The 24444-nt window shown below is 37.3% G+C and carries 19 protein-coding genes; 5 read left to right on the top strand and 14 right to left on the bottom strand.

Going from position 1 to position 24444, the window contains the following annotated elements:
- Nucleotide 1 precedes the first annotated feature (1 nt).
- The 10 genes from IEX65_RS12635 to IEX65_RS12590 all read right to left on the bottom strand — a co-directional run bounded on the left by IEX65_RS12635 (nucleotide 2) and on the right by IEX65_RS12590 (nucleotide 13272).
- The gene (locus IEX65_RS12635) at nucleotides 2-568 is read right to left on the bottom strand and encodes a YeeE/YedE family protein (protein ID WP_188766428.1); all 567 of its coding nucleotides are present in this window, start codon (nucleotides 566-568) and stop codon (nucleotides 2-4) included.
- 138 nt (nucleotides 569-706) lie between these two features.
- Nucleotides 707-2119 (bottom strand): MBL fold metallo-hydrolase, encoded by a 1413-nt coding sequence (locus IEX65_RS12630; RefSeq protein WP_188766427.1) that lies wholly within the window; start codon nucleotides 2117-2119, stop codon nucleotides 707-709.
- A gap of 58 nt (nucleotides 2120-2177) precedes the next feature.
- Nucleotides 2178-2984: a sulfite exporter TauE/SafE family protein gene (locus IEX65_RS12625; protein ID WP_188766426.1), complete on the bottom strand. Its 807-nt coding sequence runs from the start codon at nucleotides 2982-2984 to the stop codon at nucleotides 2178-2180.
- 110 nt (nucleotides 2985-3094) lie between these two features.
- Nucleotides 3095-3409 (bottom strand): ArsR/SmtB family transcription factor, encoded by a 315-nt coding sequence (locus IEX65_RS12620; protein ID WP_188766425.1) that lies wholly within the window; start codon nucleotides 3407-3409, stop codon nucleotides 3095-3097.
- Between the two features lie 166 nt (nucleotides 3410-3575).
- Nucleotides 3576-5852, bottom strand: coding sequence for an NADP-dependent malic enzyme (locus IEX65_RS12615; RefSeq protein ID WP_188766424.1), 2277 nt, complete (start codon nucleotides 5850-5852; stop codon nucleotides 3576-3578).
- A 124-nt stretch (nucleotides 5853-5976) separates the two neighbouring features.
- Nucleotides 5977-7290: a cation:dicarboxylate symporter family transporter gene (locus IEX65_RS12610; RefSeq protein ID WP_188766423.1), complete on the bottom strand. Its 1314-nt coding sequence runs from the start codon at nucleotides 7288-7290 to the stop codon at nucleotides 5977-5979.
- 53 nt (nucleotides 7291-7343) lie between these two features.
- A complete protein-coding gene (locus IEX65_RS12605) occupies nucleotides 7344-8273 on the bottom strand; it encodes an AEC family transporter (protein ID WP_188766422.1) in 930 nt (309 codons plus the stop codon).
- 99 nt (nucleotides 8274-8372) lie between these two features.
- A complete protein-coding gene (locus tag IEX65_RS12600; protein ID WP_188766421.1) occupies nucleotides 8373-11411 on the bottom strand; it encodes a TonB-dependent receptor in 3039 nt (1012 codons plus the stop codon).
- 172 nt (nucleotides 11412-11583) lie between these two features.
- On the bottom strand, nucleotides 11584-12585 hold the full coding sequence (locus IEX65_RS12595) for a FecR family protein (protein WP_188766420.1): 1002 nt from the start codon (nucleotides 12583-12585) through the stop codon (nucleotides 11584-11586).
- 105 nt (nucleotides 12586-12690) lie between these two features.
- Complete coding sequence (locus IEX65_RS12590) at nucleotides 12691-13272, bottom strand: RNA polymerase sigma factor (RefSeq protein ID WP_188766419.1); 582 nt, start codon at nucleotides 13270-13272, stop codon at nucleotides 12691-12693.
- A 131-nt stretch (nucleotides 13273-13403) separates the two neighbouring features.
- Between IEX65_RS12590 and IEX65_RS12585 the strand changes: the two genes are divergently transcribed.
- On the top strand, nucleotides 13404-15236 hold the full coding sequence (locus IEX65_RS12585; RefSeq protein WP_188766418.1) for an ABC transporter ATP-binding protein: 1833 nt from the start codon (nucleotides 13404-13406) through the stop codon (nucleotides 15234-15236).
- Nucleotides 15237-15303: 67 nt separating this feature from the next.
- On the opposite strand, the gene IEX65_RS12580 is transcribed toward IEX65_RS12585, so the two are convergent.
- The 4 genes from IEX65_RS12580 to recQ all read right to left on the bottom strand — a co-directional run bounded on the left by IEX65_RS12580 (nucleotide 15304) and on the right by recQ (nucleotide 20215).
- Nucleotides 15304-15783 carry a putative universal stress family protein gene (locus IEX65_RS12580; protein ID WP_188766417.1) on the bottom strand — a complete coding sequence of 160 codons (480 nt, stop codon included), beginning with the start codon at nucleotides 15781-15783 and terminating at the stop codon, nucleotides 15304-15306.
- Nucleotides 15784-15957: 174 nt separating this feature from the next.
- Nucleotides 15958-17337 (bottom strand): sensor histidine kinase, encoded by a 1380-nt coding sequence (locus IEX65_RS12575; protein WP_188766416.1) that lies wholly within the window; start codon nucleotides 17335-17337, stop codon nucleotides 15958-15960.
- Entirely contained in the window at nucleotides 17334-18026 is a 693-nt protein-coding gene (locus IEX65_RS12570) for a response regulator transcription factor (RefSeq protein ID WP_188766415.1), read from the bottom strand. The genes IEX65_RS12575 and IEX65_RS12570 overlap by 4 nt, the downstream gene beginning before the upstream one ends.
- Before the next feature lie 50 nt (nucleotides 18027-18076).
- Nucleotides 18077-20215 (bottom strand): DNA helicase RecQ, encoded by a 2139-nt coding sequence (gene recQ / locus IEX65_RS12565; RefSeq protein ID WP_188766414.1) that lies wholly within the window; start codon nucleotides 20213-20215, stop codon nucleotides 18077-18079.
- 105 nt (nucleotides 20216-20320) lie between these two features.
- Here recQ and IEX65_RS12560 point away from each other — a divergent pair, with 105 nt between their 5' ends.
- The 4 genes from IEX65_RS12560 to IEX65_RS12545 all read left to right on the top strand — a co-directional run bounded on the left by IEX65_RS12560 (nucleotide 20321) and on the right by IEX65_RS12545 (nucleotide 24431).
- Nucleotides 20321-21916: a M28 family peptidase gene (locus IEX65_RS12560; RefSeq protein WP_188766413.1), complete on the top strand. Its 1596-nt coding sequence runs from the start codon at nucleotides 20321-20323 to the stop codon at nucleotides 21914-21916.
- Between the two features lie 386 nt (nucleotides 21917-22302).
- Nucleotides 22303-23133, top strand: coding sequence for a MotA/TolQ/ExbB proton channel family protein (locus tag IEX65_RS12555; RefSeq protein WP_188766412.1), 831 nt, complete (start codon nucleotides 22303-22305; stop codon nucleotides 23131-23133).
- 107 nt (nucleotides 23134-23240) lie between these two features.
- Entirely contained in the window at nucleotides 23241-23843 is a 603-nt protein-coding gene (locus tag IEX65_RS12550) for an ExbD/TolR family protein (RefSeq protein WP_188766411.1), read from the top strand.
- A gap of 33 nt (nucleotides 23844-23876) precedes the next feature.
- Nucleotides 23877-24431: a biopolymer transporter ExbD gene (locus tag IEX65_RS12545; RefSeq protein WP_188766410.1), complete on the top strand. Its 555-nt coding sequence runs from the start codon at nucleotides 23877-23879 to the stop codon at nucleotides 24429-24431.
- The last annotated feature ends 13 nt before the right edge of the window (nucleotides 24432-24444 follow it).

Below are 24444 nucleotides of genomic sequence, written 5' to 3'. Positions count from 1 at the left end.
ATTAGAATAATTTAAAGATGTAAGGCATGATTAAATGCGTCATGGCGAAACCTCCAACCATGAAGCTGATAGTGGCAATCAGTGAAGGTAATTGTAGGTTAGATAAACCCATAATTGCATGACCCGATGTACAACCACCCGCATAGCGAGTTCCGAAACCGACCATCAAACCACCCACAACAAAGAAAATTAGCCCTTTTAGTGTGAAAATATTTTCTACACTAAAAATATCAGCGGGCATCATTGACGAAAAATCTGACACACCTAATGCTTTTAAATCTTTAACTGTGTTTTCATTCACTATAAATTCATTCGGATTTGAAAGAAATTGACTTCCAATTATTCCGCCCAAAAGTACACCAACTACAAAGAATAGATTCCAGATTTCTTTTTTCCAATCGTATTTAAAAAACGAAATATTTGCTGGAAAACAGGCCGCACATATATGACGAAGCGAAGACGAAATACCAAAGGTTTTATTGCCTATGAGTAATAAAGTTGGCACTGTCAATCCAATCATCACACCAGCAACTGCCCAATGCCAGGGTTGTTTTATGAGTTCTATCATAATTAATTTATAGTTTACTTTTTACTTTTGGTGTTACGAATACTATCCAGATTAATTAGGGTTTTATAGAAAGGTAAGGTATAAAATTGACCTTACCTTTTTTTCCATTTATTCTACCCTAAGCATTACTTATTTTCTTTAAACTTTTAATTTCGACTGACAAACAAAGTTTGAACGAGGTACTTCGGTTTTGGCGATGGCAGCAAAACCTCCAGCTATATCTACGATATTTTCATATCCTCGGGATTTCAAGATTGATGCTGCAATCATTGAGCGGTACCCACCTGCACAATGAATATAATTAGTTTCATCTTTAGAGAAAGCTGCCATATTGTTGCTCAAATATGCCAACGAAACACATTCGGCTTCTTCAACGTGTTCGGCACGATACTCTGTTTCTTTTCTTACGTCTTTTACCAAGAGTTTGCCTTCATTTTCGGCGTATATTTTAGCAAAATCCTCTGCCGAAATAGATTCAATTGTATCAATTTCTTTTCCTGCTTCAATCCATGATTTGATACCACCTTGTAAATAACCAACGATATTATCATAACCAACTCTCGAAAGTCGAGTGATTACATCGTCGATATTTTCTTTATCAGCAATAAATAAAATCGGTTGTTCAATGTCAGTGATGAGTGTACCAACCCAAGGGGCAAAGTCGCCTTTGATACCGATATTGATTGAGTTTGGTACAAATCCATCTTTGAAACTCTGAGCCGCACGAGTATCAATCATTACAGCACTAAGTTCGTTGGCTGCCACTTCAAATGCCTCTGGCGAAAGTGCCTGAATGCTTGTTTTCACCTCATCAATCGTTTTTGCCCCCGTTTTGTTTATCATTACGTTTTTCGGAAAGTAGTAGGGTGGGGGCGTGAGTCCATCGGTTACTGCCGCAATAAACTGCTCTTTGCTTTGTGGTTGAAGTGCGTAATTTACTTTTTTCTGATTTCCGAGTGTGTCATACGTTTCTTTGCTCATATTTTTGCCACACGCCGAACCCGCACCGTGAGCAGGATAGACAATCAAATTATCAGGCAAAGTCATGATTTTTGTGTGCAACGAAGTATATAAATAGCTCGCTAAATCTTCGATAGTGAGATTTGATTTTTGTGCCAAATCTGGACGGCCAACGTCTCCGATAAACAAAGTATCACCCGTGAAAATACAATTTTCTACACCATTTTCGTCGATTAGTAAATAACACGATGATTCCATTGTATGGCCAGGTGTATGAATCACTTTGATTTTGATTTTTCCGATTTCAAAAATCTGTCCATCTTCCGCAACAATACACTCAAATGAAGGAGTAGCATTTGGCCCATAAACGATTGATGCTCCAGTTTTTTGAGCCAATTCTACATGGCCCGAAACAAAATCAGCATGAAAGTGAGTCTCGAAAATGTATTTGATTTTGGCGTTATTTTTTGCAGCCTTATTTACGTAAGAATGTACCTCACGAAGTGGGTCAATGATGGCAACTTCGCCTGCTGACTCAATATAATATGCTCCTTGTGCGAGACATCCCGTATAAATTTGTTCTACTATCATTGTTCTAAAGTGCTTTAATATTTTGGTTCTAAGTGCATTTATTAATACTTTTCTTTATTTAGGCGTGATGAAAAAATAACTCTTTCGTGATGATATAAAGCCCCATGACCAAGACAAAATATCCGAAGGCAGGTTTTAGTTTTTCATCCGAAACTTTTTTAGAAAGCATACTTCCAAGCACAATTCCGATTATAGCTATAACCGAGAAATTGCCCAAAAAGTGCCAATTTATAGCTTCACTACCCTTTATATCTCCCACAAAACCAATCAAAGATTTGAGAGCAATAATTACCAACGAGGTACCGACTGCTTGTTTCATTGGCAGTTTAGCCAATATGACCAACGCAGGAATTATCAAAAATCCTCCACCTGCACCAACAAGCCCCGTGATTGTGCCAACTACCAAGCCTTCCAGCAAAATCAATGGATAATTATATTCGATTTCGCCAACTTGTTTTTCTTTGCATTTCTTGCATTCACGAATCATGGTGTATGAAGCAAAAACCATCAAAACAGCAAAGAAAATCAGAATCAAAATAGGTTTTGTGAGTGAAAAACTGCCCACCGTAAGAATTTGTTCAGGAATAAGAGGCACAAAATACATACGAGTCAGGTAAACACTGATAATCGACGGAATACCAAAGACGATTGCTGTACGCCAGTGCACATTTCTCTGCGAAATATGACTAAATGAACCAATCAGACTCGTAAGCCCGACGATAAATAGTGAATAGGCCGTTGCCAAAACTGTATCAACTGAGAATAAATAAACTAAAATAGGTACTGTAAGAATTGAGCCGCCTCCGCCGATTAGCCCAAGTGTCAAGCCCATCATTAATGCTCCTATAAAACCAAGTATTTCCATGCGTTTATGTAATTTGTACTGTAAAAAGCTAATAAGTTTGATGCTCTATCAAACTTATTTATTTAAAATGTTTATATGTTGATTTATTCATATAGTTTGCTAAAAAAATATCACATATTGCATTCACAGTTTTCAATGCAGCTCAATAGTTTGGTGATTTCACGTTGTTTGAGTGAATAATAAACGTTGAGGCCATCTTTTTGAGATTTCAGAATCCCACGTAATTTCATGTTTATCAAGTGGTGCGAAATCAATGATTGCTCACATTCGAGCGTTTCGCAGATTTCGTTTACTGTTAGATTATCTTGAATATCCAATAGCTGAATGATAGCCAAACGAGTAGGATGAGCCACGGCCTTTAAGATATAGGCTGCTTTTTCATATTTTTCTTTATTGATTTTTATGTCGTTTGCTTCTGCTACCATCTTTGTTTGTGATTACAATACAAATATATGTTGATGTTTTCATATAGTGCAAATTGTTTTGACGAAATAAGTAAATATTTGTATCAATAAGTTGAAAAGTGCTACATAATAAAACCCTTGCAGGATGAAAGAATCCTGCAAGGGTTAAATATTATTTTTGGAAGTATTATTTTAATCCCTGTGCTTCTACAACTGCAATGGCCACCATATCTACAATTTCACGTACTGTACTACCGAGTTGGAGTACGTGAACTGGTTTTTTCAAACCTAATAGGATTGGTCCAATTTTATCAATGTTTGCTACTTCTTTCACAATATTGTAAGCAATATTTGATGCCGACAAATTCGGGAAAATCAATGTATTGGCACGGCCATCAACTAAATCGCTGAATGGGTGATTTTCCTTTAATAAATCAATATCAAATGGTAAGTGTGCTTGCATTTCGCCATCGACAACCATTGTTGGGTGTTTGTCTTTCAAAATGCTTACCGCTTTTTGCATTTTAACTGCATCATCGCCGTCAGCACTTCCAAAATTTGAGTAAGTCAATAAGGCTATTCTTGGCTTGATATTGAATTTCTCTACTTCTTTGGCTGCCAATTCGGTAATTTCCACGATTTCCTCAGCAGTTGGATTGAAGTTTACGGTCGTATCGGCCAAGAAAAGTGGGCCAAAACGACTCATTAATATATACATACCCGAAACTTTCTTCACACCGTCTTGACGACCAATAATTTGAAGTGCTGGACGAATTGTTTCAGGGTAATTGCGTGTCATACCGCCAATCATGGCATCAGCTTCGCCTGTCTCTACCATCATCGCACCAAAATAGTTACGATTACGCATCAACTGCATCGCCTCAAAATGATTGTAGCCTTTACGCTTACGTTTTTCGTAGAAAATAGCCCCAAATCTTGCCAAACGTTCTTCTTGGTCAGCCGAGCGAGAGTCGATGATTTCTGCGTAAGGTAGGTCGATGTTGTTTTCTTCGAGCAATTGATTGATTTTTGCAACATTTCCTAACAGAATTGGCGTTGCAATTTTCTCGTCTTGTACTTCTTGAGCAGCCTTCAGAACCGTCAAGTTTTCGGCATCGGCAAAAACCACACGTTTAGGGTGAAGTTTAGCTTTATTCGTGATTACTTTCTTGAGCGAGTTATCTTGACCTAAGCGTTTAGCCAACATTGTGTCGTAAGCTTCCCAATCAGTTATCGGGAATTTCGCTACTCCACTTTCCATGGCTGCTTTGGCTACTGCAGGAGCAACTGTTGTGAGTAAGCGAGGGTCAACTGGTTTTGGAATGATATAATTTCGACCAAAAACCAAATTTGTTTCTCCATAGGCCAAATTCACTACATCAGGCACAGGTTTTTTAGCCAAATCGGCCAATGCTCGTACGGCTGCCAACTTCATTTCTTCGTTGATAACCTTCGAGCGAACATCTAATGCACCACGGAAAATGTATGGGAAACCAAGTACGTTATTCACTTGATTCGGGTAATCCGAACGACCAGTTGCCATGATAATATCTTCACGGGCAGCAATCGCATCTTCGTAAGAAATCTCTGGTGTTGGATTGGCCATTGCAAAAACAATCGCATCTTTTGCCATTGATTTTACCATGTCTTGGCTCAAAATATTCCCTTTTGAAAGACCCACAAATACATCAGCATCAACCAAAGCTTCTGCTAATGTAGTCTCGGCTAACATATTATCATTTGCAAATTCGATTTTCTTTCCATCCAAATTCGTGCGACTCGGGTGAATCAAACCTTTGCTATCAAACATGAAAATGTTCTTTTTATCAGCACCCAACGAATTATACAAGCGAGTACAAGAAATGGCCGAAGCACCTGCACCGTTGATGATAATTTTTACTTGAGAAATATCTTTTTCTACTAATTCGAGAGCATTTAGCAATGCAGCCGACGAAATTATGGCCGTACCATGTTGGTCGTCGTGCATTACTGGAATATTCAGTTCAGCCTTTAAGCGTTCTTCAATTTCAAAGCATTCGGGGGCAGAAATATCTTCAAGGTTTACTCCGCCGAAAGTTGGTTCAAGAATTTTTACTGTACGTACAAATTCGTCAACATCTTTGGTATTTAATTCAATATCAAATACATCAATATCGGCATAAATTTTAAATAAAAGCCCTTTTCCTTCCATTACGGGTTTTCCTGCGGCTGGGCCAATATCACCCAAACCCAAAACGGCAGTTCCGTTTGAGATTACAGCCACAAGATTCCCCTTTGCCGTATATTTATATACGTCTTCGGGATTTTCAAAAATAGCCATACATGGGTCGGCTACCCCTGGTGAATATGCCAAAGATAAGTCTTTTTGAGTAGCATACTCTTTTGTCGGAATCACTTCGATTTTACCCGGACGCCCTTTTGCGTGGTAATGAAGTGCCTCTTCTTTTAAATTTTGTTTACTCATTTTCGAATAAAATTAGTTTGATGATGCGAAGGTAAGGCTGAAAGTTTTTAGAGTTAAAGAAAAATAGCCTTTTTTTGATTAAATAACTGTTTTTGCCTATAAAAACAGCTTTTTGCATACTTTCTTACTTATTATTGATGTTGTCTTTCACAATATTCTCATAATCGTCAACGTGAGCAAAGGCTGCTTCCATTTTAGAGCGGTCGAATTCGTTTTCGTTATTTGAAATCCAAATTGTGGCTACGCCGTTTCCGATGAAGTTTGTAATGGCACGGGCTTCTGACATAAATCTGTCAACCCCCAAAAGCAGTGCTAAACCTTCTACTGGAATAACTTTTAGAGCCGTTAGGGTTGAGGCCAGTACAATAAATCCGCTACCAGTTACGCCCGCTGCTCCTTTCGATGTTACCATTAAGATACCAACGATTGTCAGAATTTGCTGAATATCCAGATGAACATTGAAAACTTGTGCCAAGAAAATAACGGCCATTGAGAGATAGATAGTCGTACCATCAAGATTGAACGAATAACCCGCAGGAACAACCAATCCAACCACTGATTTTGAGCAGCCCATTTTCTCCAATTTCTCCATCAATGATGGCAAACCTGCCTCTGAAGAAGATGTACCGAGTACAATGAGTAGTTCTTCACGAATAAATTTCAAGAATTTCCAAAGACTAATTTTATAGTATCGCAGAATAAAATAAAGTACTACAAAAACAAAGATTGCCATTGTTACATAGACTGTTCCCATCAATTTGGCGAGTGGGAGGAGGGTTTGAATACCGTACTTGGCAATCGTGAAAGCCATACCACCAAATGCCCCGATTGGTGCAAAAAGCATAACTTTATGCAAAGCCCAAAATACTTTTTTTGAGATGGGAGCAAGAAAATCAACCACTTTTTGTCGGCCTGAATAATTACTTAGTACAATTCCCAGTACTATGGCAATGACCAAAACTTGGAGCGTAACATTATCTAAGAAGAACTTCAGCCAACTAAATTCAGTGGCACTTTTGGTATATTTTGAAATATCCCCACCTTTGATAGCGTCAGTAACAACGCCATCACCTGGGCGGATTACATTGGCCACCACAACGCCTACCAATAATGCTATGGTAGTAACTACTTCAAAATAGATTAAAGCTTTTGCTCCAACTTTCCCAACTTTTTTCAAATCACCCATCGAGATGATTCCGAGTGTGATTGTTAGAAAAATGATTGGATTGATAAAAAGTTTTACGAAGCTAATGAATATGCTACTCAGAAACTCAGAAAATGTATTTTTGATTTCAAATTCAGAAATAATTAGGTTCTGTTTAAAGCCTTTTTCAAAGATTTGGTGCAGGGCAAATTCGGGATTGTAATGGCCGAGCAAAACACCACAAACAATGGCAGTAAGTACCCAAAACGTAAGGTTAGTAAAGAGTTTTTTCATTTTGAAATTTTATTATTCGGAATTTTATTGGGGTTATTTTTGAAAAGTGTATTTCAGAAAAAAATCAATAAATAGTGCCATAGCATGGCTGTTATTAGCGATAGTGGGATACTGATACCAATCATTAAACTTGCCAATGGTGGGTTTAATTTATGATTGATTGCAATAATTGAAGCTGTATTCATCGAACCCAAAGCTGCTCCAACCACGCACATTTTACCAATCCAAGTGTTTTCATGCAATAGAATGTTTTGTTGAAGCAATATAAGATATAATACAAAGATTATCAATGGTGCAACCAATAGTTTGAAAAATAAGCCAAATATTAATGGTTTTTGTGCAATATTTGCTTTAGATACATTGATTTGTAAACCTACTGATAATAAGGCAAGTACAGTGAACGGGCTACCTAATTTTTGTAAAACTTCGCTTATATAACTTGGAAAATGAAAGTTAATGATATTTAAACAAACGGCCACACAAAAAGCTACAAACGGCGGAAATGTGAAAATACTTTTGATAATAGATTTCGCTGATGGCTCTGAGGCTGAATAATAAGAGGCCGTCATGATTCCGAGTGTTCCACAAACTACAAACGAACCTGCCTGACTCATCAGAATTCCCATCTGTACGCCCGCTTTGCCGTACAATAATTCAAAAATTGGGAAGCCCACAAAAGAAATGCTACTAATGCCGGCCGTTATTGTCAATGCCCCTGTCGTGCTTCTGTCGAAGTGAAGGATTTTGGCAATGATTCTGAAAAATATAAATGAGCTTATGAATAGAATATAGGGCGTCAGGATAACGAGCAACTGATTTGCTTTGAAAGAAATTTCGCTTGTATAAAGTAGCGTCAGTGCAGGTAAACAAATATTAATGATAACTGCATTCAAACCCAAATAGGCATCTTTCGGAAAGCCTTTGGTTCGTTGGAGGATTCCCCCCAACGAAAGGCATATTATCAATAAAAACAGGTTAGCCATTTTTTAGCATTGACATTCGATAAAAACTTGATTTTTTAACTGCCCTCTCATACCATCAATCAACAAATTTAGTCTTTTAAATCTCTTGTCTGTAATAGTCTAAAAATTTATTGTAGCATTAACATAATAAAATGCTCCATTGAAACCAAATTGGTTGGCGTTTCGGGTGTAAGGTATCTGACCGTTGGTGTATCCCGCAAAATTAGTCAATACTTTGTCTGGATAAACATCGGTTATGTTATTACTACCCAAAGTGAGTGAAAACTTAGGAGAAAAAGCATAAGTAAGAGCTACATCAATGAGGGTTTTTCCACCGAATGTTTGCGTAATATGCGGTTTCCCTGTTGGTTTTTCCCAAGCCGTTACTGGGCCAAAGTAAGAAGCTCTAACATTTGCATTGAATTTGTTGATTTGATAACCCACCGATGCCAGTATTTTCTGACGTGGCTGAGCCGTTTCGATGAGGCTGATGCTCACAGTATCAATCATTAAAATCTTTGCGGTTGTGCCTGCCTGCAATAAACTTGGGGTTGGTTTCTGCGAAGTAAGCTTAGTTTCATTGAAAGTTAAGGCCAAACTTGCCGTGAGTTTACTTTTTGAGCTAAATTTATGATTGAAAGTAGTCACGAAGTCGATTCCTTTTGTTCGAGTGTTGATATGATTAGTAAAGAAACGTATTTCGCTAATTCCTGGGAATAATGGTTTGAGGGAGGCAATGCTACTCACAATCATACGCTCAGAAAGAATAATGCGGTCGGTGATATCAATTTGATAAGCATCCAGAGTAAATAAAAATTTATCGCCTGCTTTGGCCGTAATACCTAAATTATAGTTAAGCGAATTTTCTGCTTTTGGTTTTTCGATACCAAGTTGAGCCAAGCGAGGGTCGGAGTTAGGTAATTGTTTGGTTTGGATAATTGCCCCAGCCTGTACGGTTGATGTCGTTACGCTATTATATGTTTGCTGTAATGATGGAGCTCTAAAACCTTTATTTATCGAACCTCTGATTGAAATGCTTTCGTTAAGTTTCAAACGTGCCGCCAATTTTCCAGAGACATTACTACCAAAATCACTGTAATTTTCATAGCGAAGTGCTGCCGCAATCAAAAACTTGTTCGTAATATCACTTTCTACGTCTGCATATATACCGATATTATTTCTTGTAGCGTCTGTTTCATCGGCAGGTGCAATTCCTGGGCGACCACTCGAACCTGGTGCTTTATTTTTAGAAGTTGCCAATGGGCCAACTTGATATGATTCGGGGCTGCCTTGCTTCAAGAGAAATTGTTCGGCTCTGAACTGACTTCCAAATGCTATGTTTGTGTTTTTTGTACCAAGCAAACCTTTATAATTCTTTGAAATATTTGCCTCGATAGTAGTTTGCCCAACTGCACTTCGGCCAACGTAAAATTCAGTAGGAGAAGATGCTCCCATCGAAGGGTTTACGGTATTATTTGCCCATAAATCTAAATAATTATGGCCGTATCCTGCACTAAAATCCAGATTCCAACCATCCATTACCTTTCTATTTACACCTATTACCGAAGAATAATCTATTGTTTTACCAGGTAATTGTGGCGTAAAGCCATCAGGGAAAATCTCCGGAGTTGAATTGGCATTGGAAGGGTTGGCTACTCTGAAAAATCCATAAGCTAAAACATCTTTGGCCGAGACACCTCCAAAACTGTATAAATTCCATTTTTCATTAATCGGATAGCCTAAGTTATAAAAACCTTGGTAAGCCGTATTTTGATTACTACCGTATTTTGTTACTTTAAATGTGCCATAGTCACCCCAAACGCCTCTTGTTTTGAGAGTTGCTTCATCAGTAGCCTGTGTTGACGAGTAAATACCTGTATATGTACCGCCCGCAACTGGTCTTGGATTATAGAAATCAGAGCGGTCGGTGCCATTGGCGTGCTGATAATGAAGAGTCATATTAAGGTAGCTTTTTTCTTTACCCAGCTTAAACCCGTAATTCAAAGCACCCATATAAGTTCCTCCATCGCCCATTTTGGTAACCCCGAATTGGGTTTTGAATGTACCCTTACCAACACTTTTATTTAAACCTAAATTGACAATACCTGCAATGGCATCAGAGCCATATTGTGCAGCAGCACCATCACGCAAAACTTCAACTCGGTCGAGAGCTAATGATGGAATTGAGTTCATATCGGTCACGACAGTTCCTAAACCAACGGTTACGTTGAGATTTAATGCAGAAAACTGATGACGACGTTTGCCATCGACCAAAACTAATACTTGGTCAGGCGAAAGACCACGTAGTGTTGCAGGGTCGGCATAATTGGCTACACCATTGATACCAGTTTTAGCCGAATTGAATGAAGGGGAATTAAATTGTACCATTTGTCCAAGTTCGACTTGCCCTGTTGCTTGTAGTTCTTTGGCACTAAGCACATCGACTGGAACTGGACGCTCAACGTCAGTACGAGGCTGCCCTCGTGAGCCAATTACTACAACTTCGCTTAGTTGAGAAGCGGCTTCTGCCAACGTAACGTTAATAACATTGTTTTCACCAACTGTAATTTCTTGGTTTTGGTAGCCAATAAATGAAAACTGTAAAACTTCTCCCTTATCAGCGTTTATTTTGAATGTTCCATCAACTTCGGTGCTGGTGCCACGTTTAGTGCCTTTCACAACCACACTTACACCTGGCAGAGTTTCTCCTTTAACAGAGATTACTTTACCCGTAATTGGGTCTGCAATTGGCAAAACGGGAATGTTTGTATCGTTGTCTTGTATCTTTGTTTCTTCGATGGCTGAGTTCAGTACAATCTGATTGCCATAAACTTTATATGAAATCCGTAAAGGCGAAAAAACTTGACTTAGCACATCCGAAAATCGCTGATTTTGTACTTGTAAGCTAATTTTCTTGTCAGATAAAATTACTTTTGAACTATAAAAAAACTTTGCATCTGCCACTTTCCCGATTTCAGAAATGGCATCTTGCATATTTACATTTTGCAGATTTACCGAAACTTTCTTTTCGAGTAAATCTTGTGCTTTGCCATCATGGGCCAAAGACTGCAACACAAGTACAAATGCGAGAAAACATTGTGTTAGCGAAATTTTCATCATTTTAAGCAGAAGTGCTTGATTGAATAGTGGTTTTTGCATAGGTTTACAAAGGTTTTGTTTGATTAACTAAACTGAATGTGTTGCCTCAGCTGACATTTGGCGATGAAACTGAGGTGATTTTGAGCCGAAAGTGTTTCCAGCACTCTCGGCTTTTTTGTTGAATTTTGTTTTTGGGCTTTATTTATGAAGTTTTAAAATATAAATTCTTGTGTTATTCGCACCCCGCACCACTGACCAAAATACTTGTACCTTTTACTTGGTAGGTGGCATTGAGTGAGCGGGTGATGATGTCGAGCTTTGTGAAAAGTGGCATTTCGCTCAAATCTCCATTGAGCGTACAGTTGCCAAGCGACTCGTTTTCTAAAACCATCTCAATGCCGTAGGCTTTTTCGAGTGTCGTCAAAACCTCATTAAGCGGGGCATCTTTAAAATTGAAACTTATATTTTCTTTTTTAATTGAGGGTAATACTTCTGGTTTTTCGACCAATCCTGTTACAAAATGCTCTTCTTCATCAAAAAAAGTTACTTTAAGGTTAGGGGTAAGTATCACGCCATTGCTGTGTTTGCTTTCAGCATCTTTTTCATAAACCGTTACTTTTCCTGACACGACCGAAACCTCTGATTTTTTCATACTCGGAAAAGCCTTTATTGAAAAACTTGTACCTAATACCTTTGTCGTCATTTTGCCTGTGTAAATCAAAAACGGTCGAGTGGCATCGTGCATCACATCGAAGAATGCTTCGCCTGTTAGATTTACTTCTCTGAATTTTGTATCTGATTGATTATAAGAGAGTTGTGTTTTTGGTTGTAAGACCACTAAACTGCCGTCGGGTAAAGTAACTTTCAATTCTTTGGCAGAAACATTCTCGTATTTTGCCCAACCTGAAAATGGAACTCCACTTATGGTTTGAATATTTTTGGTGGATTTGTTATAAGTCCAAAGTCCAAAAGCCAATAATAACATAGCTGCGGCACCGCTCAAATACCAAACCCAGTTGATTTGTCGTGCAGGTGTTTTTTCGACTGGTGAAATTTTTTCTTTGATTTTCAGATAAAGTTCATTTTCTAAATGAAGTTGCTCTTCATCTGTCAGTTGGCTAATTCCATCAAGATTTTTTTCAAACGAATAATACCACGCCTCAATTAGCTCACGCTCTTGTTGAGTGCTTTTGTTATTCAAAAATCGTTCAATTATTTCTTTGTTTAGTATCATCGGTGCGGGGTTCCGTTTTCGTTTTGCTTTCATAGACTAAGTGAAACAAGTAGAGGTTTTCCCCTATACAAGAAATAAAAAAAGTGTAATTATTTTTTGAAATAATTATAAAATGTTTTCGAGAAGGAAAAGAATAAGGAGTGCAGTGTAGTCTTTCAAAGCCTCACGAAGAATTTTGAGGGCTTTTGTCATTTGATTTTCAACGGTTTTCTCCGAAATATCGAGCCTTTCTGATATTTCTCTCTGCGATAGTCCACTACGTTTCAGTAAAAAGACTTCTCGGCATTTTTCAGGAATCAGTTGAAGAGCTTCTTGATACGCTTGGTTCAACTCGTCAAAAGCAACGGCTTGTTCTGTAAAATTATCATCATTTTCAGTAGCATCGAGGGTTGATGAATATTTTTCAAACAAACTGTTCTTTTTGAATTGGGCAATCACAAGGTATTTTATTGAAGAAAATAAGTAGCTTTCGATATTTTCGATGGGAAGTGTAGTGCGTCGTTCCCAAAGCGAAACAAATAATTCTTGTACAACTTCTTCGGTAAGTTCTCTATCTTGGAGCCTTTTGTAAGCCGCTCCGTAGAGCTTAGAAAAGTATCTTCGATACAAAATCTCAAAAGCTCGACTATCGCCGTTGGCAATATCGGCAAGGAGTTCTTGGTCAGTATCGAAGGGTAATTTTTTCATTTTGGTACAAAAGAAAGATTTATTTGCAAAAAAACATAAATATTGACGCCTGATTTATTGATTAAAATATTTTGACTGAACCCAAAGTATAATTCTCGCTGTTAGTTCATAAAGTATCACATACGAAATCTATGGCAAGAGTCCCGTTAAATTTTGATGAAACAAAACCTAATATCAAAGAACGCCTAAAAGCACTGGGGAATTTACCTGCTTTTTTGCGTGAAGTCTATCTGACCTCGCCCGCTTTGACCATCAGCAATACAATTTTACGATTGTTGCGTTCGGCAATTCCGATTTCAATATTATATATAGGTAAACTTATCATTGATGAAGTTTTGGTTTTGAGTTCCACCAAATCAGATAACCTCAATCAAATCTATTTATTGATTGCGGCAGAGTTTGGGTTAATGATTATCAGTGATTTGCTTTCTCGTGGCATTGCTTTGACTGATAGTCTTTTAGGTGATTTATTTGCGAACAGGACGTCAATAAAACTAATGAAACACGCTGTTTCGCTTGATTTAGCTCAGTTTGAAAACGCTACTTTTTATGATAAACTTGAGCGTGCCAGACAGCAAACCAATGGCCGAACGGCACTTTTATCGCAGATTTTAGCACAAGGTCAAGATGCCATTACGATGGGGCTTTTGCTTGTCGGACTTGTAACTTTTAACCCGTGGTTGATTGTCTTGCTTTTGGTTTCGGTAATTCCTTCGTTTATTGGCGAGTGGCATTTCAATGCAAAAAGTTATTCGCTCCAAAGAGGCTGGACTCCCCAACGCCGAGAATTAGATTATTATCGTTTTATTGGTGCGAGTGATGAAACTGCCAAAGAAGTAAAACTTTTCGGGCTTTCGGATTTTATAATTGAGCGATTCAAAAGTTTATCAGACCGATATTTTAAGGAAAATAAGAAACTTGCCATTGAGCGTGCTTCGTGGGGAAGTTTGTTGGTGGCAATCGGAACTTTGGGGTATTTTGGTGCATACACTCTAATTATTGTTGATACTGTCAAGGGAATCGTAACAATAGGTAGCCTAACTTTTTTGGCGGGTTCGTTTCGTCAGTTAAAGTCATTGTTGGAGGGTATTTTGGGGCGATTTACCAGTATTTCGCAGGGTGCTTTATACCTCAATGATTTGTTTGAGTTTTATCAAATTGAGCCACAGATTGTTTCTCCAGTTCAAGCCAAACCATTTCCCAGTCCAATCCGAGAAGGATTTAATTTTGAAAATGTTGGTTTTAAGTACCCAAATTCTGATAAATGGGCAAATAGAAATCTAAATTTTGTATTGAAAGTAGGAGAGAAGCTGGCTTTGGTTGGTGAAAATGGCTCAGGAAAGACAACTTTAGTGAAATTGCTGGCAAGATTATACGACCCAGATGAAGGTCGAATCCTGCTCGATGGTGTCGATTTGAAGGATTATAATTTGGTAGAATTGCGTGAGCATATCGGCGTGATTTTTCAAGATTTTCAGAAGTTCAATTTTACTGCGGGCGATAACATTGCAGTAGGAGATATTGAATCTCGTGAAGAACTGCCCGAACTCGAAAGAGCGGCTCACCAAAGTTTGGCCGATACTGTTATTGAAAAATTACCACTTAAATACGACCAACCTCTGGGACGTAAGTTTTCTAAAGGAATTGAACTTTCGGGTGGTGAATGGCAGAAAGTTGCATTGGCAAGAGCATATCTTCGTGAAGCAGAAGTTCTGATTTTAGATGAACCAACAGCTGCTCTCGATGCCCGTGCTGAATATGAAGTTTTCCGACGTTTCGCCGAACTCACGAAAGGAAAAACTGCCATTCTGATTTCACATAGATTTTCTACGGTAAGAATGGCCGACCGAATTTTGGTACTCGATAAAGGAAATCTGCTCGAAATCGGTACGCACGAAGAACTTTTGGAGAAAAATGGTCGATATGCCGAATTATTTTATTTGCAAGCCGAAGGCTATAAATAGCATAATTTTCTGAGTTATACTAAATTGCCACGAATTTATCATTCGTGGCAATTTATTTGGTAGAATTTCAATAAATAAAAAGTGCATTGAGTTGTAATTCTTCTGAATCATAAACACCCGCTTCCCAATCGAGTTCTTTATAGTGGAGTTTAGATTTTTTAATAAGTGGAATGGGGTCAAATCCTTTTTTGGGCATTTGTAGTTGGTAACTTTTCGGTAAATAAATATCGTCAATTTCTTTAGATTTCATGAAATCTTCAATTAATCTCACTCTATACCCGTGAAATATTGCATAACTAATTGACCGAATTCGAGTTTCGAATCTGTTCTTCAGAATAGAAATGGCTTCGTCAAATTCATTAGTCCTATGAGATTCAATAATCTTCTTTGGGTTGTAGAATAGTAGTTCAGTAATAGAGTTATCCAAATCTTCTGCATACATCAGAACCACATCGACTTCATAAGTTTCTAAATGATTCATTGCCAGTTTGAGGGTATTCAATGATTCTACATGAAAATCTATGGGTATTAAAATTTTTGAGGCCATACTTTAACTTTTTGAATGTTAAAAATTAAAGTGCAAAACTCTTCTAAGCAGATAAGAGAAGCCTAAGAGGTAGATTAAAATCGGATTAGAATTTTAAGATTTGTTAAAATTGGGCATTTTGGTAGCAATTACAACTTTTTAGAAGTTTACTATAGGTTGCCGACCGTGGACTATTCAATATTTTTGAATATTTGCCAGAGGAAGTTTGATTTGAACAGTAGTTCCTTCGTTGACAACCGAAGAAACAAACAGCAACCCGTTGTGAATCTTAATGATATTCCGAGATAGTGGAAGCCCGATACCATAGCCCTCGAAATGTCGAGTGTTTGAGGCCCTAAAAAATGGGTCATAGATAAACTGCATTTCTGATTCAGGAATCCCAATGCCTTGGTCTTTGATAATCAAAAATACTTGATTGTCGCTCGAAGCGATACTCACATTTACGGGTTTATTATTTGAATATTTACAGGCATTGCTCAGTAGATTCGTAAATGCAAGTGATAAAAGTTGCTTATTACCCATTACTTTAAGTTTGAATGGATTTTCGGGTAAAAGACTAAAATCAATAATAATATTATTTTTCGGGTTTAGTTTATCAATAATTCCTTTGGCTTGCCACAAGAGTTCATCCGTACGCAAAATCTCAAAATTTACCTTTTTATTGCTATACCCTGTTTGAGCCAAATAAAGCAAAGTTTGTGTAATCTGATTGAGGCGTTCTGCTTGACCTAAAATACTATTTAATGATTGTTGGTATTCTTCGGGTGTGCGTTCTTTCATGAGCATAACTTCGGCTTCACCCATAATTGAAGTGAGCGGAGTCCCAAATTCGTGCGAAGCATTACTCACAAAGTTTTTTTGTGTTTCAAAAGCCGTTTCCAGTCTATTCAGTAGGTCATTAAATGTCGAAATAAGCTGACTAATTTCGTTATCATTATACTTTTCCTCGATTCGTTGATGAATATTGTCCGTACTGATTTGTCTTACACTATCAGTAATGTTTTTGATTGGGTCAAAAATATGTTTGGAAAAATAGAATGAAAGTGAAGTAATGAAAATAACTATTAGAAAAAACGCAACCAAGATGATATTTCGCATGAAAATAAGGTGATGCGAAGCATAGTAATTTTTGGCAGAAACAATTACGATATATTGTCTATCATTACTATTATATCTGATACCTGTGTAAAAGGTTTCGTTTACTTGAAGTGTCGATTTTGCTTTGTTTAGAATTTCTTTCAAAAAACCGAGCGGTAAAGTCGTTTTTTGAGCTATAATTGATAAATCGTCCTCCGATTTAACCTCGAAACGATAATCCCTTTCTTCGCTCAGCTTTTCAAGATTTTCATCTCTGATTTTCTTAAACGACTGTGCATCAATTTTATCGGCATCATAATTATATTTTGCTGAAATCTTCGCCCGAGTTTCTAAGCGTTTATAAAAGTCAGTGTACGAATAATTGTATAAAAAATAGTAAATGCTCCCACCCAAAAGTAATAGCATTATTACGTTTGTCAGGATAAGTACCAATGCTATTTTTAATTGAGTTTTCATGCTTCCTTCAATACATATCCCATTCCAATGACTGTATGCACCAGTTTGGGTTCGTAGTTTGAATCTATTTTCTTGCGTAGATAATTGATGTAAACATCTACTACATTGGTAGCCAAATTAAAGTTAATATCCCAAGCACTTTCAAGCAAATCGACTCTTGATAATACTCGCCCTTTGTTTTTTATGAGTGTAAATAGCAATCGATATTCGGTAGCGGTGAGCGATATAAATTCGCCATTGCGTTCAACTGTTTTGGCATCATCATCCATTCTGAGATTGGCAATCGTGTAGATATTTTCTTTACTTTTTATCTCATTACCAGCGGACGAACTTCTACGAAGCAATGCCTTGATTCTTGCCACCAGTTCTATAAATTTAAACGGTTTTGCCAGATAATCATCTGCTCCTGAGTTAAGACCGAGTGCGATATTATCGGCTGTGTTTAGAGCCGTCAGAAACAAAATTGGTGTTTGGATACTTTTATTTCGCAGAATCTTACAGACTTCAATACCGTTGGTGTCGGGAAGCATAATATCTAAAATAATCAAATCGAAATCATTATCAGAAGCCATCTGAATGCCGCTGTTCCCATCAAGAGCCACCGAAACCTCAAAGTTTTCTTCAGTTAAGCCCTTTTTTATGAAGCTAACCACATTTATTTCATCTTCTATCAATAATATTTTCTTCATTGTATTATCTGCTTAAAAAGTACAAAACGATTTATTTGGTAAACGTTGTACTATTTTTCCCATAAGGCTAAAGCAATTCTTAGCTTAGCATAATCATAAACTCCTTCGAGTGCTTCAAAAAGCGGTTTGATTGCATCACCTTTCTGAATATTCAATTTCATGGCTTCGGCAATGATTTGATTATATTCATAGGTGGCAATATATTGTTTAAGGTCAATATCTTGGCCATCTTGATAGAGTTTTACTAAATGACTCACAATCGTAACAGGATTAAGTGAGCGTTTGGCTGCCATTTCTTCGAGCGACATTCCTGCTTTATACATTTCAAAGGTTTCTAAAAATGTCATTCCTTTTTCCTGTTTTGCTCGCCCAATACCTGGGTTTTGCCCTGTAAACGACAATATCTCATTGATAAACTCATCGCCATATTGTCTGAATTTCTGCTCACCAACACCCGAAACTGCCATCATCTGAAAACGATTGATTGGCCGTTTCTGAGCCATGTCCGAAAGCGTCGCATCAGAGAAAATCACAAATGGCGGCACATTCTGCTCATCGGCAATTTTCTTACGCAAAATGCGTAACTTCTCAAACAAAGCATCTTTAATAACCTCTTTCTTCGATTTTTCTTTTGGTGCTTCTTCGTCTAATCTCGCACGTTTTACATCGTAAGCCTCAAATCTTACTAAATCAACTTTTCGTTCGCCTTTAAGCACCTGCCACGATACCGAGTTGAGTTTTAAAGCGTGTCTTTCGTCATAAGCAATGTCAATAACTCCCGAATTGAGTAGTTGCGTAATGTAATCGGCCCACTCTTCGTATTTCAGTTCCTTCCCTACACCAAAAGTTTTGAGGTTCTGATAGCCACGCTCATAAATGGCTCGGTTTTGTGCACCTCGCAAAATATCAATGAGCAGTCCCATCGCAACTTTTTCTTCTGCACGAGCAACTGCCGATAAAGCTTTTTGTGCAAAAATAGTCGCATCAAACTTTTTCGGAGGATTATGGCAAACATCGCAGTTTCCACAATCGTTTTGGGCTTCTTCGTTAAAATAACTTAGCAAAATTCTTCTACGACAAATCTCCGATTCGGCATATTGTTTCATACGGTCGAGTTTCGCAAACTGTACTTCTTTCATTTCATCGGGTAATTCCGATTTCTGAATCATCTCTTTGCGAGTAATAATATCGCCAAAGCTATAAAAGAGCAAGGTATCAGACTTCATACCATCACGCCCTGCTCGACCGATTTCTTGATAATAACTTTCTACATTCGATGGCAGACTATAATGAATCACAAATCTTACGTTTGATTTGTCAATGCCCATTCCGAAAGCAATCGTGGCCACAATTACCTGAATCTCATCTTTTATAAAAGCAACTTGCACTTCCGAGCGAGTTTGTGCATCCACACCCGCATGATAGTGCATGGCACGGAGACCTAATTTGCGAAGGCCTTCAGCAACCTCTTCAGTGTTTTTTCTGCTCAAACAATAAATGATACCCGACTGATACGGACGTTTGGCTATAAACTCATGAATGATTTTGAGTCGGTTTCTACCAGGAAGTACCGCCAAACTAAGATTCGGTCTATCAAAAGAAGAAATGAAAATTTGAGCATCAGGAATACCTAACTGAGTCAAAATATCTTTTCTCGTTACTTTGTCAGCTGTTGCGGTCAAGGCAACCATCGGAACACTCGGAAAAGCTTCTTTTAAAACCTTTAATTGAATGTATTCTGGTCTGAAATCATGTCCCCAGTTCGAAACACAATGCGATTCATCAATGGCAATCTGATTAACATTCAAGGTTTTGATAAATCCTAAATAATTATTCGAGAAAAGTTTTTCGGGCGAAATATACAGTAGTTTCAATTCTCCCGACTTACATTGTTCTTCAATCGTACGCAATTCAACCATCGAAAGCGTACTATTCATAAATGCCGCAGGTACACCGTTAGCTTTTAATGACTGCACTTGGTCTTGCATCAATGCAATTAGAGGAGAAATAACCAAAGTTATTCCCTCCATCACCAAAGCAGGTACTTGAAAACAAATAGACTTGCCACCACCCGTGGGCATTAGCACCATACAATCTTGTTTCGCCAAAATTGTATCAATTATGTCAGCTTGTAGTGGACGGAACTTATCGTAACCAAAATATTTTTTTAAAACTTGCTCTTTAGTCATTTATTCAGAAAAAGTAATTTGAGCAAAATTATGAGTAAAACATGACTTCTAATTTGAAAAACATTAATTTTACTGAAATTATTTTCAACAAACCAACCATTATTCATGAAAAAAACGCTGTTTTTATCATTGTTCATTTATTCAGGTCTTTTTGCACAAGACAAATCAACCGAATTTGCATCCACAATTTCAGCACAAGACTTAAAAAAACACCTTACTTACATTGCTTCCGATAGCCTCGAAGGTCGTGATACAGGTTCAGAAGGCCAACGAAAAGCTGCGGCTTATATCTCAAAGCATTTTTCTGATTTGGGTTTACAAGCCATTGCACCACAAAAAGATGGTAGCAAAGGATATTACCAAAAATTTAATCTATATCAGAAAGGTTGGAAAGATGCCTATATAAAGATAGGTAATAAAAAGAAAGAGTTCTTTAAAGATTATTATCCGAATGGTCTCACGAGTATTCCCGACGAACAATCAATGTCGGTTGTTTTTGTCGGCTATGGAATCGAACAGGATGGCTATAATGATTATAAAGATATAAATGTAGAAGGCAAAGCCGTAGTTTTTTTTGATGGCGAACCAAAAGATAAAGAAGGTAAATACTTATTCACAAAAGCTGATGAAAAGTCAGATTGGGTTGAAAGAGCAGGACTTCAAAAGAAAATCAATATTGCGTTGAATCATGGAGCAAAAATGTTTTTCGTAATTTCAGCAACCGATGCTCAAAAATTTACATCACTGGCAGCAGAGCGTAAAGCTGTTTTATCGAGATTCAATCAATTGAGTTTTAATGCTTCTACAACTGCCGAAAAAGCAACCTCAAACCCAACTTTCTTCGTCTCTCAAGAAATGGCCGCCGAAATGCTCGATGTGAAGTCAAATAAGCTGACTAAAATTATTGAAGAAATCAGTGATAAGAAAGAAAGTTTAGCAAGTAAGATAAAACCTTCAACGGTTTCGGTAAAAGCCGAGAGGGGAGAAGTACCAGTTGAAACACAAAACGTTTTGGGTTTTATGGAGGGTACTGATAAAAAAGATGAAGTAGTATTGATTACAGCTCACTACGACCACGTAGGAATTCAAAACGGACAGATTCATAATGGAGCAGATGATGATGGCTCAGGTACATGTGCTGTACTCGAAATTGCCGAAGCATTTGCTAAGGCAAAAGCCGCAGGTAATGGTCCACGTCGTAGTATTTTGTTTATGACCGTAACAGGTGAAGAGAAAGGCCTACTTGGCTCACAATATTATACAGACAAAGACCCAATCATTCCATTGGCTAAAACAGTTTGTGATTTGAACATTGACATGATTGGTCGAATTGATAAGCAGCACGCACCAAAAGAAGAATACGTTTACTTGATTGGTTCAGATAAATTATCGTCAGAATTACACCAAATAAGCGAAGATGTTAATAAGAAATACATCAATTATGAATTAGATTATACATTCAATGACCCTAAAGACCCTAACCGTTTTTACTATCGTTCTGACCATTATAATTTCGCTAAAAATAAAATTCCTGTAATTTTTTATTTCACAGGTGTACACGAAGACTACCACCGACCAGGTGATGACGTTGAAAAAATACTTTTTCCGAAATATCAGCAAATCACACGTTTAGTATTCCAAACAGCATGGGAGTTAGTAAACCGAGAAGACCGAATTAAAGTAGATAGTAATAAACAATAAGACTTTTGAGTGCATTTTGGGCTAAAATCTTACAATTCAGAATAAAAAAAAATATCAACGAAAACTTTAGTTATATGTATATTTGAACTTAATTAAAAATACCGCTAAATACTTGATAGCTAAAATGTTAAGACTTTCTATTGTATCAATTTGATACTAATAAAATCTTGGAAAAGTTCAATAAACCATTTTTTGACTAAAAATTAATTGTATTTATACTTTTTTGTTTCACGGTTTTTCTATAAAATTGTCAAAAAATTAAAAATAATACTTTATCTGGATTGGCAGTATTTTCTTTTGAAATCGCTCGATTTTTTAATTTTTTAAACTTTTATTTAACAAAAAAACATTTTTAACTTTTTAAAACCCTAAAATTTTCTAATCTAATGGAAAAAAAGACAGCAGCCCCTGCAGCTAAACCAGCAGCAAAACAATCAACTGGTGGTGGATTAAATCCAGCGTTAACAATCCCTGTTCTTCTTGCAATTGCAATCGCAACTTACGTTTTCATCTTAGGAGATTCAAGCCACTTCCTTGATGCCGAAAAACACAAACCAAAACCAGGTGACTTCTTTGGCCTTATCCACAGTGGTGGTGTTGTCGTGCCTATTTTGATGACTTGTTTCCTTTGCGTATTAGTATTCTCAATTGAGCGTTTCTTTACAATCAACAAAGCTTCTGGTACAGGTAACATCGACGCATTTGTTCGTAAAGTTCGTTCGTTATTAGATTCAAACAACGTTGCTGATGCAATCAAAGAGTGCGACAAACAAAAAGGTTCAGTAGGCAATGTAGTAAAAACTGCATTAGGTAAATACAGCCTTTTGACAACTGATGCTTCTTTAGATAAAGAACAAAAATTAGCAGCTCTTCAAAAAGAAGTAGAAGAAGCAACTTCATTAGAACTTCCAATGTTAGAGAAAAACCTTACAATCCTTTCAACGCTTGCAACAGTATCTACTTTGATTGCCTTATTAGGAACTGTATTAGGTATGATTCGTGCGTTCTCAGCTCTCGGTGCTGGTGGTGGAGCCCCAGATGCAGCTGCTCTTGCAACTGGTATCTCTGAGGCCTTGATTAACACAGCCTTAGGTATCGGTACTTCAGCTATCTCAATCATCATGTATAACTTCTTTACATCTAAGATTGATGATTTGACTTACAAAATTGACGAAATCGGTTTGAGCATCCAACAAAATTTTGCAGCTCATAACTAATCTTAACTGATGATTTAAGATTGTGTCTAAAAATAAATTATATAATTAGATAACAATCTAAATTTAATTTCGTTATATTTGTAAATAAACTAAATTATTAAGGAGTTATGCCAGCAGTAAAACCAAAACGAAAGAGTCCTGTCATGGATATGACAGCGATGTGTGACGTGGCATTCTTGTTATTGTCGTTCTTTATCATGACTACTCAGTTCAAAGGTCAAGAATCAGTAACAATTGACACACCTTCGTCAATTTCGCAAACAAAAATCCCTGAAACGGGTGTGGCTACTATTAGTATTGACCCTAAAGGAAAATACTATTTCGGTATCGCAGATGCAAAACAGCGTGGTGAATTACTTCAAAGAATGGCCCAAAAGTACGGAGTGTCTGTAAGCACTACTGACTTAAAGAGCTTTGAAAAATTATCAGATTTCGGTATCAGTATTGCTGGCTTGAAGCAATATTTGAATTTGCCTCCAGAAGACCAATTAAATGTTGTAATGGCAGGTATTCCGAACGATAGTACAAAAAGCGAATTAGGTGACTGGGTTTCAACTTACTTATTAGAAGTAAATCCTTCAGCTAAATTGGCAATTAGAGGTGATGCAGCCACTAATTATCCAGCTATTAAGCAAGTACTCAACGAACTTGGTAAAAGAGATATTAACAAGTTTCAATTGATTACTGGTGTTGAAAACGCACCTAATTAATATTTTAATGAATCATCTAAACATTGTAAAACAATGGCAGAAATAGACACCTCCAGTGGTGGTGGCAAAGGTGATGGTAAGGTACGGGCCAAGAAACATTCCGCAAGAGTTGACATGACTCCCATGGTAGATTTAGGATTCTTACTGATTACATTCTTTGTTTTCACCACGACGTTCAGCAAGCCTAATATGATGAAGTTGAATATGCCAGAGAAGGAGAAGGACCAAAACAAACCACCTGAAACGGCAGAAATCAAGGAATCAAACACGATTACAATCATAATGGGCAAAGATAATCGTATTTTCTATCACCAAAAGTCGTCAAAGAACTTGACTCCTGAATTGTTGAATGAAACCGATTATTCTAAAGACGGTATTCGTACCGCTATTTTGAAGGCAAAAGTTAACGCAATTGACCAAACTAAATTTACTGTAGTTATCAAACCAACTGATGACGCAACGTATAAAAATACAGTAGATATTTTGGATGAGATGGCTATCACAAAGTCAGACCTTTATGCAATCGTTGACCCTTCAAAAGAAGAGTTGGACATCTACAAGCAGAAAATCGCTGCTCCAAAACAGTAATTAAGTACATTCG

Origin of the sequence: Emticicia aquatilis, assembly GCF_014644295.1 — a bacterium.
GTDB lineage: Bacteria > Bacteroidota > Bacteroidia > Cytophagales > Spirosomataceae > Emticicia > Emticicia aquatilis.
This window is presented reverse-complemented; position numbering and strand designations above follow the sequence as displayed.

What these genes read in the sequence shown, in the direction of transcription:
- IEX65_RS12635 (WP_188766428.1), bottom strand. Translation starts at nt 568, where the DNA reads ATGATAGAACTCATAAAACAACCCTGGCATTGGGCAGTTGCTGGTGTG.
- IEX65_RS12630 (WP_188766427.1), bottom strand. Translation starts at nt 2,119, where the DNA reads ATGATAGTAGAACAAATTTATACGGGATGTCTCGCACAAGGAGCATAT.
- IEX65_RS12625 (WP_188766426.1), bottom strand. Translation starts at nt 2,984, where the DNA reads ATGGAAATACTTGGTTTTATAGGAGCATTAATGATGGGCTTGACACTT.
- IEX65_RS12620 (WP_188766425.1), bottom strand. Translation starts at nt 3,409, where the DNA reads ATGGTAGCAGAAGCAAACGACATAAAAATCAATAAAGAAAAATATGAA.
- IEX65_RS12615 (WP_188766424.1), bottom strand. Translation starts at nt 5,852, where the DNA reads ATGAGTAAACAAAATTTAAAAGAAGAGGCACTTCATTACCACGCAAAA.
- IEX65_RS12610 (WP_188766423.1), bottom strand. Translation starts at nt 7,290, where the DNA reads ATGAAAAAACTCTTTACTAACCTTACGTTTTGGGTACTTACTGCCATT.
- IEX65_RS12605 (WP_188766422.1), bottom strand. Translation starts at nt 8,273, where the DNA reads ATGGCTAACCTGTTTTTATTGATAATATGCCTTTCGTTGGGGGGAATC.
- IEX65_RS12600 (WP_188766421.1), bottom strand. Translation starts at nt 11,411, where the DNA reads ATGCAAAAACCACTATTCAATCAAGCACTTCTGCTTAAAATGATGAAA.
- IEX65_RS12595 (WP_188766420.1), bottom strand. Translation starts at nt 12,585, where the DNA reads ATGATACTAAACAAAGAAATAATTGAACGATTTTTGAATAACAAAAGC.
- IEX65_RS12590 (WP_188766419.1), bottom strand. Translation starts at nt 13,272, where the DNA reads ATGAAAAAATTACCCTTCGATACTGACCAAGAACTCCTTGCCGATATT.
- IEX65_RS12585 (WP_188766418.1), top strand. Translation starts at nt 13,404, where the DNA reads ATGGCAAGAGTCCCGTTAAATTTTGATGAAACAAAACCTAATATCAAA.
- IEX65_RS12580 (WP_188766417.1), bottom strand. Translation starts at nt 15,783, where the DNA reads ATGGCCTCAAAAATTTTAATACCCATAGATTTTCATGTAGAATCATTG.
- IEX65_RS12575 (WP_188766416.1), bottom strand. Translation starts at nt 17,337, where the DNA reads ATGAAAACTCAATTAAAAATAGCATTGGTACTTATCCTGACAAACGTA.
- IEX65_RS12570 (WP_188766415.1), bottom strand. Translation starts at nt 18,026, where the DNA reads ATGAAGAAAATATTATTGATAGAAGATGAAATAAATGTGGTTAGCTTC.
- recQ (WP_188766414.1), bottom strand. Translation starts at nt 20,215, where the DNA reads ATGACTAAAGAGCAAGTTTTAAAAAAATATTTTGGTTACGATAAGTTC.
- IEX65_RS12560 (WP_188766413.1), top strand. Translation starts at nt 20,321, where the DNA reads ATGAAAAAAACGCTGTTTTTATCATTGTTCATTTATTCAGGTCTTTTT.
- IEX65_RS12555 (WP_188766412.1), top strand. Translation starts at nt 22,303, where the DNA reads ATGGAAAAAAAGACAGCAGCCCCTGCAGCTAAACCAGCAGCAAAACAA.
- IEX65_RS12550 (WP_188766411.1), top strand. Translation starts at nt 23,241, where the DNA reads ATGCCAGCAGTAAAACCAAAACGAAAGAGTCCTGTCATGGATATGACA.
- IEX65_RS12545 (WP_188766410.1), top strand. Translation starts at nt 23,877, where the DNA reads ATGGCAGAAATAGACACCTCCAGTGGTGGTGGCAAAGGTGATGGTAAG.